Raw genomic sequence first — 12,083 nt, 5'->3', positions numbered from 1 at the left:
CCTCCGGACCCCGAGGAGAGGCGCCCCGCCGACGCCCAGGGGGAGGGGACCCCCGCCTGACCCCAGGGAAAGGGAGCCTGCCGCCCCCCCCTCGGGCGGGCCACACCTCACCCCCGGAGGGGGCGCATGCAGCCCCCTCCGGAAGGGGATCCCTCCCCTCCCTGGAGCGCGACCCTTGCCCCCCTTCGAGGGTCCCCCGCCCCCTCGGGCGGGGCGGGGCGGCACCTCGGGCTTCTTGGCGGGTACGCCCCCCCGGAGCCCAACTCCCCGCCGGGCGCCCCCCGCACGCACAGGCGAATCCCATGAGCGGTGACCAGCCCGTGGCAGGGCGCGTTGGGTCGGCATGAGTTTGCTTTACTCGATTGGCCCCGGGCATGGTCGGCGTCGCCTCGTCGGGCCCGCTTCCGCATCCGAAGAATCGGTTCCGCGCCCGGCCGACCCACCCATCTACCGGGCCCTCCTGCACCACTGGGCGAGCAGTGGGCGGGCCCTGCCGGGATGCCGCGATCAGGAGTGGTCCCGGCTCGCGGCGGCCCCGGTGTGGCCGGGGTGGGGGGTCAGCGCGTCTCTGGACCCGCGAGGTGGCGGGCGATGACCATGCGCTGGATCTGGTTGGTGCCCTCGACGATCTGCAGCACCTTGGCCTCGCGCATGTACCGCTCGACCGGGAAGTCGGCGGTGTAACCGTAGCCGCCCAGGACCTGGACCGCGTCCGTGGTCACCTTCATCGCCGCGTCCGTGCAGAACAGCTTGGCCATCGCGGCCTGCCGGGAGAAGGGGCGCCCGGCGTCGCGGAGCCGGGCGGCGGCCAGGTACAGCGCGCGGCCCGCCTCGATCTGGGTCGCCATGTCTGCGAGCATGAAGCGCAGGCCCTGGAAGTCGGCGATGGGCCGGCCGAACTGCTGCCGCCCGGTGGCGTACGCGAGCGCCTCGTCCAATGCCGCCTGGGCCACCCCGATCGCACAGGCCGCGATCCCGAGCCGCCCCGAGTCGAGTGCCGAGAGGGCGATCGCGAAGCCCTGGCCCTCTTCGCCGATGCGGCGCGCGTCGGCAACGCGTACGCCGTCGAAGTGGAGCTGGGCGGTGGGCGAGCCCTTCATGCCCATCTTCTTCTCGGGGGCGGCCGGGGCCAGCCCCTCGGCGTCGCCCGGGACGAGGAAGGCCGTGATGCCGCGGGCACCCTCGCCTCCGGTGCGGGCCAGAACGGTGTAGAAGTCGGCGATCCCGCCGTGGGTGATCCAGGCCTTGGTGCCGGTGATGACCCAGTCGTCGCCGTCCCGTACGGCCTTGGTGCGCAGCGATGCCGCATCGGATCCCGACGAGGGCTCCGAGAGGCAGTACGCGCCGAGCAGGCCGCCGCCGAGCATGGCGGGCAGGTGCTCGGTCTGCTGCTCCTTGGTGCCGTAGCCGGCGAGGGCGTGGCAGGCGAGCGAGTGGACGCTGACGCCGAGGCCGACCGTGAGGCGGGCCGCGGCGAGCTCCTCCAGCACCTGGAGGTAGACCTCGTAGGGCTGGTCGCCCCCGCCGAACTCGGAGTCGTACGGCAGGCCGAGCAGTCCGGATTCGGAGAGCAGGGTGAAGATCTCGCGCGGGAAGTGCCCGGCGTCCTCCTGCTCGGCGGCCTGGGGCGCGATCTCCCGCTGGACGATGTCGCGCACCAGCGCTACAAGGTCCCGGGCCTCCTCGGTGGGCAGCTGTCGTTCCACCGGCTGCGGGGCACGGTCGGGCATGGCGGCGCTCTCCTCCCTGTCGGGCGCTTCGGCGGACGCGCGCGCAGGGTGTGGCCGCGCCGCCGGTGACTCTGCTCTACAGCCGTTGCCTTCCCCTCCGGGTCACGGAAGTAGCAGGCGGGCGGCTGTGGCGCTGTGAGTATGCCCGATCGGACGCGTCCCGTCACTGGCCCCAAGATCACGATTTCCCCGGGCTCCGCGCCGGACAGCGCCCTGGAATTGAGCCCTCCGGAATTGGTCCGAACCATTGACCGAACTGGTCTAGTCCTCCTAGCGTTCCCCTCGGCGCCTTAGTGCGTTCATGTCAAAGCACCCGTGACCGGCCCCCACCCTCCCCTCCCCACGAGGAGATCACGATGCTCGGACCCCACCGCCCCCGCTCCCCCAGGCTCTCAACTCCCCGTCGAGCGGGGGGTACCCCCATCCGGGCGCTGATCGCCGCCGCGTGTACCGCCGCGCTCGGTGTCACCCTGCTCACCGGCGCGGGCAGCGCGACCGCCTCCCCCGAGAAGGCCCCCCGGCCCGCCGCGGCGGCCGGCTCCAAGGTCGTCGGGTACTTCACCGACTGGGGCGTCTACCAGCGCAACTACCACGTCAAGAACATCGAGACCTCCGGCTCGGCGGACCGACTGACCCACATCAACTACGCGTTCGGCAATGTCACCGGCGGCAAGTGCGCCATCGGCGACGCCTACGCCGACTACCAGAAGACGTACGACGCCGCCTCCAGCGTCGACGGCACCGCCGACACGTGGGACCAGCCGGTCGCGGGCAGCTTCAACCAGTTGAGGGAGCTCAGGAAGAAGCATCCCGGGCTCAAGGTCCTCTGGTCGTTCGGCGGTTGGACGTGGTCGGGCGGATTCGGCGAGGCCGCGAAGGACCCGGCCGCGTTCGCCGACTCCTGCTACTCGCTGGTCAAGGACCCGCGCTGGGCCGATGTCTTCGACGGCATCGACATCGACTGGGAGTACCCCAACGCCTGCGGCCTCACCTGTGACACCAGCGGGCGCGAGGCCTTCACGAACCTGCTGGCGGCGCTGCGTTCGAAGTTCGGCGGATCGAGTCTGGTGACCGCCGCCATCACCGCGGACGCTTCGGCCAACGGCAAGATGGACGCCACCGACTACGCGGGCGCCGCGCAGTACGTCGACTGGTACAACCCGATGACGTACGACTTCTTCGGCGCCTGGGCGGCCCAGGGCCCGACCGCCCCGCACTCCCCGCTGACCTCCTACAGCGGGATCCCCACGCAGGGCTTCACCACGGACGCGGCCATCCAGAAGCTGAAGGGCCTCGGCATTCCGTCGGGCAAACTGCTGCTCGGCATCGGCTTCTACGGACGCGGCTGGACGGGCGTGACGCAGCAGGCGCCGGGCGGCACCGCGACGGGGCCGGCGGCGGGAACGTACGAGCAGGGCATCGACGACTACAAGGTGCTCAAGACCAAGTGCCCCGCCAACGGGACGGTCGCGGGGACCGCGTACGCCTACTGCGGCAACGACTGGTGGAGTTACGACACCCCGTCCACCATCGCCGGGAAGACGGCCTACAAAAACGACCAGGGCCTCGGCGGGACCTTCTTTTGGGAGCTGAGCGGCGACACCGGCGACGGTGAGCTCATCAAGTCGATCGGCTAGCAAGGGAGTTGGAGGGGCGGACGGCGGCGGCCGTCCGCCCCTTCGGCATGGGCTCCCTAGGGAGTGTCGGGCGAGGGGCAGGACGGTTCGAACTCCTCGATGGTGTCGAGGGTGTGCCGCAGCATCCGTACGAGCAGTTCGCGCACCGTGTCGCGCGGCGGCTCCAGGGTGCCGAGCCAGTCCAGGGTGACGCTCTCCACGCTGCCCAGCCAGCCGAGCAGCGCGAGCCGGGCGAGCGGCGGTATCTCCCGGGTGCCGTAGGCGCCCTCGGCGATGGTGGCGATCAGCTCCTCGCGCACGGCGTCCCGGATGGCCTGCACCTCGGTGTCGAAGCCGACGCCGCCGGTGACGATCGTCCGGTACGCCGCCTGGTGGTGCTCCGCGTAGCGGAGATAGCCGTCGACGGTGCGGTGGACGCGTTCGGCGCGGGGCAGATCGGTGTCGCTCCCGGCGCGGGACACGAGGTCGGCGACGGAGTCCTCGACGATGGCCAGGTAGTAGCCCCGTTTGGACTTGAAGTAGTAGTAGATCAGGCCCTTCGCGACCCCGGCGTGCTGGGCGATGTCGTCCATCGACAGCGCGTCGTACGAGGTGTCCGCGAACAACTTCCGGCCGGTTGCGATGAGTTCAGAGCGGCGGACCTGGGATCTCTCGGTCGTACCGCGCTGTTGACTATTATTCAAATTCGGCCCTAGTCTCCAACTGCCACAGGATGCCCGCAGTATGGCAGACCTGCATTCGCACTCCCCCTGCACCGCTGGACCACGGACCGTACGGGAGGATCAAGTGAGCGCAGCTGGAAGGCCGTTGGCCGAAGGCAGAACAGCCTGGAAGAAGACCGCGGTCGTCGCCCTGCCGGCGGTCGTCGCGGTCGGGATCATGGCCAATGTGATGGCCGAGGGCGCGCTGGCCGCGTCGTTCGCGGTCTCGGGTACGAGTTTCCAGGTCGCGTCGGGGAAGCTGACCAGTTCGGGTCTCGCCTCGTTCGTGCAGACCGACAGGTCGGTCGACGGCAAGGGCCACCCGGTGGCGCTGCTCGGCATCGGCGACGCGAGGCTCAGCGACATCTGCCAGTCGGCGGAGGTCAACACCCCTGTCGGGACCGTGGTGTTCAAGCTGACGGCGGGCGGTGACGCGGGCGAGGTGACGGCCAGCAACCTGGTCATCGACGGCGCGGACCTGGTCGGCGACGCCCGCTTCGGCACGGCGCAGATCGGCCGGGACGCCTCGACGCTGGACGCGGTGAAGGGCGTCCAGGGCGAGCAGGGCAAGTTCGGCCTGCAGGCCGGGGACATCGAGGTCAACGGCGTGAAGTCGCATGCCTGGTCGGCGACCGGCGGCAACTTCCGGCTGAAGGGGATGAAGGTCGATGTGAGCATCGGCGGCAAGAAGTGCTTCTGAGACGAGTGGGGTTGCTCCGGCTCCCCCGGGCCGGGGCGGACACCCCCGCGAGGCATACGGCGGGCGGGGCCGCGCCGGCCGGTCAGGCCGGGGGCGCGGGCGCGCGGGGCGGCCCGCGACCCGGGGGCCGGGGCGCGAAGGGCGACCCACCGGTCCGGGTGCAGGGCGGCCCGCGACCCGGCGGGCCCGACGCCTCGGACACCGACGCCGGACTGCTCGCGGGCCTCGGGTTCGGCGGCGGGACCGGCCAAGGTGCGGGGCCCCGAACCAGCGAGGGGGCGGGGCCCCGCACCGGCGAAGGGGCAGGGGCCCGGAGCGGCGAGGGCGCGGGACCCCGTACTAGCGAAGGGACGGGGGCCCACACCGGCGCAGGCGCGGGGGCCCGGAGGGGCCGGAGTGTGGCGTCCTCCGCTCGTGGACCCGGCCGGGCCTCCTGGGGTACGGCTTCGTACGGCTCGGCCGGTGCGGGGCCCGGGGCATGGCTCGATGCGCGGCTGCCACTGCCCGAGGCCCGGCGCGTGTTCCGGGGGTGGCGGCGGACGCGGCCCTTCTGGGCGGGGCTCTTCCTCCTGCTCGGCGGCATCGAACTGCTCGTCGTGCCGCTGTCGCCGCTGACCATCCTGGTCAGCCTCGGGCTCGGCGGCATCGCCGCGATCGGCATCGGGCTCGCCCTGGCCGTCGCCGGGCTCTTCCTGTGGTTCCTGCCGCACACCCGGCACTACGTGTCCGTCAACGCCCTGATCCTGTCCGTGCTGTCGTTCGCGGCCACCAACCTCGGCGGGTTCCTGGTCGGGATGGCGCTGGGGATCGCGGGCAGCGCGATGGGCTTCGGCTGGACCCCGAAGGAGGAACCCGCGGCGCACCCGCCGAACGCCCGCACCCAGCGCACCCTCGCCGCGGCCCTGCCCGTCGCCCTGCTCATCACCCTCGGCGGCCGGCCCCTCGCGCAGGCGCCCGAGCCCGGCACGGCAGCCCGGACGGCAATCGCCCAAGCTGCACAGCCCCGCTCGGTCTCCGCGCCGGCGGTTCCGCCGACCATCACCACCACCCGCTTCGCCCCCGACGGCTTCCTGCTCGCCGGGGTGACGACCGTGCCCACCGCGCACGGCCCTCTCAAGGCCATGGTCCTCAGGATGAAGTCGGCCTCACTCACCGACTACCGGCTCAGGACCCACGACGGCCACGACGAACTCGCCCTCGGTGCAAGCTCGTTGGACCTCAGCGGTGATGTGACGCTCTACCTCACCAAGTTCAGCGGCTGCCTCGAAGGGCTGCTCTGTCTGACCTTCGATCCCAACACCTTGCCGGTGCCGCCGATCGTCCCGCCGTTCGTCTTCATGACCGACGTCACGGCCGAACAGGCCCTGGTCACCTCGGACTTGATCGTCGCGAACGGACTGACCCTGGGGGCATCGTGATCCAGATCCAGGCCGCGCTCTTCTGGGCGTACGGAACCGGCGCGACCTTCGCCGTCTCGGCGGCCCGCCAACTCCAGTGGTGGCAGCGCTCGGTGCACGAGGAGGGCGTGCGCACCCGCAGCCGCGCCGCCAACCCGTACCTGATGCTGACCGTGCTGTTCGCGGCCGTGCTCCTGGTGCCCACCGGACTCTTCATGATGTGGCAGAACCCGTCGTGGGCGACCATGCAGGTGGCCCGCGACCAGCACGGGATCTGGGCCGGGTTCGTGCTGTTCTACGCCGGTGGCACCGTCGTCGCCGCACTGCTCGGCTTCCTCGTGGCACAGTCGCTCGTGCTCGTGGGGGCGGGCTACTGGGCGTACCTCCAGTGCGTGGGCGCGCACTTCCTGCTGTTCGGGGTGCTCGTCCACGGCTGGGACGGGAGTGGCTACCGCCGGCTGCTGACCACGAGCCAGGGGGCCTACCGGGACTGGGCGAAGGACAGCGTGGTCAACCATCTGCTGCACTTCCTGACCTCGGGGACGTTCCTCGCCCTGCTCGTCCTCGGGGCCGCGGTGATCGGCACGATGCTGATCACGGAGATCGGCTGGCTGATGGAGGGCTGGGAGCTGCCGGGCGCGGACGAGGACCGGGGGGTGGCGAGGGTGCTCGCGGTCGCCATCGCGGCGGCCGGGGTCTACGGGCTGCCGTTCGCCGGCGCCCTCGGGGCGAGCCTGCTGATCCACCTCGCGGGGTGGCCGCTGGGCCTCGCGGTCTTCGCCGCGGTGGCGGGCTGCGCCCTGCTGGCCCGGCGTTCACCGGTGCGGCTGCTCTACGGTCTGGTCGGCGTCCCCAAGCGGCACTGGAAGGCCGAGCTCGACCTGGAGCCCACGTACTGAGCGCTCCTCGGGACGTGGCATGCGTCGGCGGTGGGCCGGCCGTGGCTGGTCGCGCGGTTCCCCGCGCCCCTTGACCGCACCGGTCAACCGCACCGGACTTTCACGCGACCGCTCAGAGCAGGCCCGACTGCGTGACCAGCATCGCGAGCACCACCACGAGGGTCCAGCCGAGGACGTGCTCCAGGATCTTGGGACCGGTGTCCTTGGGGCCGCCGGTGCGGGCGCGGAGCTCGGCCAGCGCTCGGGGGTCGTCGGCGGTGGTGGCAGGCAGGGTCATGGGAACTCACTCGGTCGTGTGGCGGTGCACGGTCCCCCCGGGTGACCTCTCCACAGTGCCAGCGGATCGGTCCCCCGGGGGAGAGACGTTCGTCACTGCCCCCGGGGCCGGTGGCCGCTCAGCCGATGCCCACGGCGGCGAGCGCCTTGCGCTGCCCGGCCGTCGGGCGCGCGGGCCAGTACAGGTAGCAGACGCCCCCTGTGCCGGACACCACCTTCCCGCTCGCGTTGTGGCGCTTGGTCCGCAGCCAGATGTTCTCGAACTCGCGCCTCTTGTAGACGCGGCGCACGGCGGCGTCGTCCGCCGAGGCCGGGTCGTTGGCGATCACGTCGCCGTCGTCGGTGAAGCCGATCACCGTCATCAGGTGCCCCGAGGTGCCGTAGCCCGCGCCGGTCAGCTCGGTCTTCAGGAAGGACTGGGACGTTATGGCGGGGATGCCGGCGCGGATCAGCGTCTCCAGGTCGGTGAGCGACCGCAGCCGGGTCACCACCGAGCTCATGTCCTGGTACGTGGCGGCGTACGCGGCGTTGAAGGGCCAGTTGCCGCAGCCCGCGTACTGGTAGTCGTAGGTGCGCCGGGCGGCCTGGCAGACCTGCGGGTCGGCGTAGGACGGATCGACCCAGGCGAGGTCGGCCGCGCCGGGCTTGCGCCCCCAGTACTCGACGATCATCTCCGAGGAGGTGGGGCTGCACCAGGCCTCGCCGCCGTTGTCGTACTGCGGGTACTGGCCCTTGTGGATCTCCTGCGAATAGCGCGGCACCTCCAGTTCGCCCGCGAATCCCGGGGTCGAGGCGTCCACCGTGAACCGGTCCGGGATGTCGGAGGCCATGGCCCCGAGCCGCCACACGGTGGGCGTGAGGCCGCTGCCCGGGAGGCGGTAGAGGGTGACCCGCAGCTGGTAGGCGGCCAGGCGCAGGCCCCCGGCCGGGGTGTCGATCGCGAAGGTGTCGGTGGAGATGGAGCTCCTGCCGTCGCTCTGGCCGTCGACGGAGGTGCGCCGGATGTCGCTGTCGCCGTCGCCCGCCGTCCAGCGGCCCATGACGTACGCCGGGGTGGCGGTGCCGTCCGTATAGGTGCCGAGCAGTTCGACCTGGAGCCAGGTGCCGGGCGGGGTGTGCGCGTTCCAGTGGGCGACGGCCTCGGTGGCGGGGACGGTCGAGCGGTGCACCGGCGAGGTCCAGCTCGCGTACTCCCAGGTGGCGGTCTTGTGGGTGTGCGGGTCGGTGTAGGCGGTGCTTCCGGCGGGCGCGTCGATGACGATGCCGGGACGGCGGCCCCTTTCGGCGCGCACCCCGTCGGCGCTGCCCGAGCACCACTGGGCGTGCGAGGTCCAGGCACGGTTGTCCACGAGCTTCGGGGCCGGCCTCGGCCGGGACGCGCCGCCGGAGGCCGCCGCCGGACCGACCGAGGCGGTCACGGCGGCACCGGCCGCGATGGCGACGGCTGCGGCGAGGACGGTTCTGCGCGGGGTGGAGCTGGTCACGGTGGGACCCCCAGTCGGTCACGGATGGGGCGGCGGGCGCACGTCGGCGGGCCAACTATCGCGGGTCCGGGGGCCCTTCGGCCAGTGATTCGCCCCGCGTCCCGCCGCCAATATTGGTCTCGACCACTGACATGACCTGCGGGGCTGCCGATGACCCGCGCCCTCGCACCCGGACCCGAAGCGGCACACCGGCTCCGCACCGGCCACCGGGTACGGTCAAAGTCCCATGGGCCGACCTGCGGGTACGCAGGCGCCGCCCCGCACCGATCCGCACCGGCCACCGCAGAATCAGGAAGCACGCATGAACGGCACCCCGCACCCCGAGACCGATCTTTGCGAACTGGCCGTCCGCATCCGCGCGTTGACTCCGTCCTGCGGCCCGGTGCGGCTGGTCGGCGTCGACGGGCACGCGGGCTCCGGGAAGTCCACGTTCGCGGCGCGGCTCGCGGAGGCACTGGACGGGGCGCCGGTGCTGCACCTCGACGATCTGGCCACCCACGAGGAGTTCTTCGGCTGGACGGACCGGTTCCGCCGGCAGGTGCTCGTCCCCTTCGAGCGCGGCGAGGCCGCGCGCTACGACCCGTACGACTGGAACCTCCGGCGCTTCGGGGCGGCCCGCACCCTGGAGCCCGCGCCCGTGGTGCTGATCGAGGGGGTGGGGGCCGGCCGCCGGGCGCTGCGGCCCTCGCTGGCCCTGCTGCTGTGGATGGAGCTCGACGCGGAAGCCTCCTGGGTACGGGGTCGCCAACGCGACGGAATCGGACTCTCCGCTTTCTGGGACGACTGGACGCAGGCGGAGATGCGCCATTTCACCGAGGACCCGTCGAGACCCTTCGCCGACGCCTTGGTACGTCAGGGACGGGAGGGGTACGAGTGGCTCCCGGGACCCGATTCGGCAGCACGCGCGAACCGCGCCATCACCGAGCGTGACGAGCTCACCCCACCACTCTGAACCGGCGCAAAACAGCCTCGAGAGTGCCTCAACTCCGCTTGACCCGGGGGCCATACAGGTCTTACGTTCTCAATGTGCGGCTTTCCGAAGCCGCCGCAGACGCGAAGCCCCCGGTTGTTCCCCCGTGATCGGGGGCTTCGTTCTGCCCCAAATTTCCGCATCGGGCCCGTCACGCAGGGCACTGTGCTCACCCTGGGTCACCACCAGAGCGCCCCGCGCACCCCCTTCGGCAGCAGGCCTTCCCGCAGGTACGATGCACATCGGTGCGGTCAACTCCCGTCAATTCCCTTGTATGAATTGGCGGTTCAGCACGGGGCACGGTGGTGGGGGACGTGATGGACTTCGGCACTACGGGCGCGCACGCCCCGGCCGATCTCGCCTGGCTGCGCGGTGTGGATGCGTACACCATGGGCGCCTATCCGCAGGCCGAGGAGGAGTTCCGCACGGCCGTGCGCCTCGATCCCGCCATGGCGGACGGCTGGCTGGGACTGCACGCGCTGCGCGTGGACACCACGACCGCGCTGCTTCGCATGTACCGCCACCGTGCCCGCTTCGGTGAACAGCGGGCCGGGCACCGAAGGACCCTCAACTCCTGGTACTGGCTGGGCTGGTGGGTGCAGCCGGTCCTGGAGAGCCCGCGCGATCTGCTGCTCGCCCACGCCTCGCACTGGCTGGACGGACGCCATGTCCCGGAGCTGGACCGGGCGTTGGCGGGTCTGCCGCCCGTAGACGCCGATCCGCAGGTGCGCTTCCTGCACGCCTGCCGCGCCTATCTCGTCAAGGACTGGGAGCAACTCGTCCGCCACACCGAGCCGTTGGTGGACGATCCGCTGCTCGGCATCGAGGCCGGGCTGTTCGGCGGGATGGCCCGGGTCCGCCTGGAGATGTTCGGCCAGGCCGAGCCGCTGCTCTCGGCCGCGCTGATGCGCTGCCGCAGTGAACAGCCCCAGCGCAAGGAGCTGCGCTACTGGCTGGCCCGCGCCCACGAGGGCACCGGGCGCTCGGCCGCGGCGCTCCCCCTGTACCGGGCTGTGCACCGGGTCGACCCGGCGTTCATGGACACCGCGGCACGGCTCACCGCGATCACCGAGAACGACGGGTTCGACGGCTCCGAGGACTCCCCCGATCTAGCCGCGGTCGCCCTGTCCGGCTTCGGCGACACCGTGGAGGCGGACGCCGAAGCCGCCCTCGGCCTCGATCCACCCGAGGGCCGCGAGCTCAGACCCGGCGGGGAGCCGCAATTGCCGCCGCCCGGGGCGCCCCGGGCCCTGCCCGACGGCGTACGGGAGAAGCCGGGCGTGCCGGCGCAGCCCGGCCCTCCGCAGTTCCCGGCCGGGCCCACCGACGCCGTGCTGCTCGCCGAAGCGCTCGCCGAGCTGGAGCGGATGGTCGGCCTCGAACCGGTCAAGCGTCAGGTAAAGGCGCTCTCCGCGCAGCTCAACATGGCGCGGCTCAGGGCCAGTCAGGGGCTGCCGGTGCAGCCGCCGAAACGTCACTTTGTCTTCTCCGGCCCCTCCGGCACCGGCAAGACCACCGTGGCCCGCATCCTGGGCCGGGTCTTCTACGCGCTCGGACTGCTCGGCGGCGATCATCTGGTGGAGGCCCAACGAGCCGATCTGGTCGGCGAGTTCCTCGGTCAGACGGCCGTCAAGGCCAATGAGCTGATCGACTCGGCGCTGGGCGGCGTCCTCTTCGTGGACGAAGCGTACTCGCTCTCCAACTCCGGTTACAGCAAGGGCGATGCGTACGGCGACGAGGCGCTCCAGGTGCTCCTCAAGCGCGCCGAGGACAACCGCGACCACCTGGTGGTCATCCTCGCGGGCTACCCCGAGGGGATGGACCGGCTGCTCGCCGCCAACCCCGGCCTGTCCTCCCGCTTCACCACCCGCGTCGACTTCCCCTCCTACCGGCCGCTCGAACTCACCTCGATCGGCGAGGTGCTCGCGGGTGAGAACGGGGACGTCTGGGACGAGGAGGCGCTGGAGGAGCTGCGCTCGATCAGCGGGCACGTGGTCGACCAGGGCTGGATCGACGAGCTCGGCAACGGCCGCTTCCTGCGCACCCTGTACGAGAAGAGCTGCGCCTACCGCGACTTGAGGCTGTCGATGTACCCGTCGACACCCACCCGGGACGATCTGTCCACCCTGCGGCTGCCCGACCTGATGCAGGCGTACGGAGAGGTCCTGTCGGGTCGCGGCCCCACGCGCCGCGACCCGCAGGAACCGCTCTAGGGCCTGTCCGGTGGGTCTTGCCTGGGCCGCGGGGGCGTGGCACGCCCATCTGCGGCGTTGTCGTCGGTTGCCGACT

At 71.7% G+C, this 12,083-nt stretch carries 10 protein-coding genes; 6 read left to right on the top strand and 4 right to left on the bottom strand.

All coding sequences use genetic code 11. The features are described from left to right. Nucleotides 1-557: 557 nt before the first annotated feature. Nucleotides 558-1,730, bottom strand: a complete 1,173-nt coding sequence (locus ACIQ8J_RS23765) for an acyl-CoA dehydrogenase family protein (RefSeq protein ID WP_403266431.1) — start codon at nt 1,728-1,730, stop codon at nt 558-560. Between the two features lie 356 nt (nt 1,731-2,086). Between ACIQ8J_RS23765 and ACIQ8J_RS23760 the strand changes: the two genes are divergently transcribed. After that, nucleotides 2,087-3,367 (top strand): glycoside hydrolase family 18 protein, encoded by a 1,281-nt coding sequence (locus ACIQ8J_RS23760; RefSeq protein ID WP_403266429.1) that lies wholly within the window; start codon nt 2,087-2,089, stop codon nt 3,365-3,367. A gap of 56 nt (nt 3,368-3,423) precedes the next feature. Here ACIQ8J_RS23760 and ACIQ8J_RS23755 read toward each other — a convergent pair whose 3' ends face one another. Next, nucleotides 3,424-4,050, bottom strand: coding sequence for a TetR/AcrR family transcriptional regulator (locus tag ACIQ8J_RS23755; RefSeq protein WP_403266426.1), 627 nt, complete (start codon nt 4,048-4,050; stop codon nt 3,424-3,426). 103 nt (nt 4,051-4,153) lie between these two features. On the opposite strand from ACIQ8J_RS23755, the gene ACIQ8J_RS23750 reads away from it, so the two are divergent. From ACIQ8J_RS23750 to ACIQ8J_RS23740, 3 genes are all read left to right on the top strand, one after another. Further along, entirely contained in the window at nt 4,154-4,768 is a 615-nt protein-coding gene (locus ACIQ8J_RS23750) for a DUF6230 family protein (RefSeq protein ID WP_403266423.1), read from the top strand. Nucleotides 4,769-5,166: 398 nt separating this feature from the next. Continuing rightward, nucleotides 5,167-6,186 carry a DUF6114 domain-containing protein gene (locus tag ACIQ8J_RS23745; RefSeq protein WP_403266421.1) on the top strand — a complete coding sequence of 340 codons (1,020 nt, stop codon included), beginning with the start codon at nt 5,167-5,169 and terminating at the stop codon, nt 6,184-6,186. Then, nucleotides 6,183-7,064, top strand: a complete 882-nt coding sequence (locus ACIQ8J_RS23740; RefSeq protein ID WP_403266418.1) for a hypothetical protein — start codon at nt 6,183-6,185, stop codon at nt 7,062-7,064. The genes ACIQ8J_RS23745 and ACIQ8J_RS23740 overlap by 4 nt, the downstream gene beginning before the upstream one ends. A 112-nt stretch (nt 7,065-7,176) precedes the next feature. Here the strand turns inward: ACIQ8J_RS23740 and ACIQ8J_RS23735 are convergent, their stop codons facing one another. Both ACIQ8J_RS23735 and ACIQ8J_RS23730 read right to left on the bottom strand, forming a co-directional pair. Beyond that, nucleotides 7,177-7,341 carry an SCO1431 family membrane protein gene (locus ACIQ8J_RS23735; RefSeq protein WP_403266416.1) on the bottom strand — a complete coding sequence of 55 codons (165 nt, stop codon included), beginning with the start codon at nt 7,339-7,341 and terminating at the stop codon, nt 7,177-7,179. Nucleotides 7,342-7,459: 118 nt separating this feature from the next. Then, complete coding sequence (locus ACIQ8J_RS23730; protein ID WP_403266413.1) at nt 7,460-8,824, bottom strand: peptidase C39 family protein; 1,365 nt, start codon at nt 8,822-8,824, stop codon at nt 7,460-7,462. A gap of 301 nt (nt 8,825-9,125) precedes the next feature. Here ACIQ8J_RS23730 and ACIQ8J_RS23725 point away from each other — a divergent pair, with 301 nt between their 5' ends. Then, nucleotides 9,126-9,776 (top strand): uridine kinase, encoded by a 651-nt coding sequence (locus ACIQ8J_RS23725; protein WP_403266410.1) that lies wholly within the window; start codon nt 9,126-9,128, stop codon nt 9,774-9,776. A gap of 335 nt (nt 9,777-10,111) precedes the next feature. Then, the gene (locus ACIQ8J_RS23720; protein WP_403266408.1) at nt 10,112-12,007 is read left to right on the top strand and encodes an AAA family ATPase; all 1,896 of its coding nucleotides are present in this window, start codon (nt 10,112-10,114) and stop codon (nt 12,005-12,007) included. Nucleotides 12,008-12,083: the final 76 nt, after the last annotated feature.

The sequence above is a fragment of the Streptomyces sp. NPDC094147 genome, assembly GCF_044764265.1.
In the GTDB taxonomy this organism is placed as follows: Bacteria; Actinomycetota; Actinomycetes; order Streptomycetales; family Streptomycetaceae; genus Streptomyces.
This window is presented reverse-complemented; position numbering and strand designations above follow the sequence as displayed.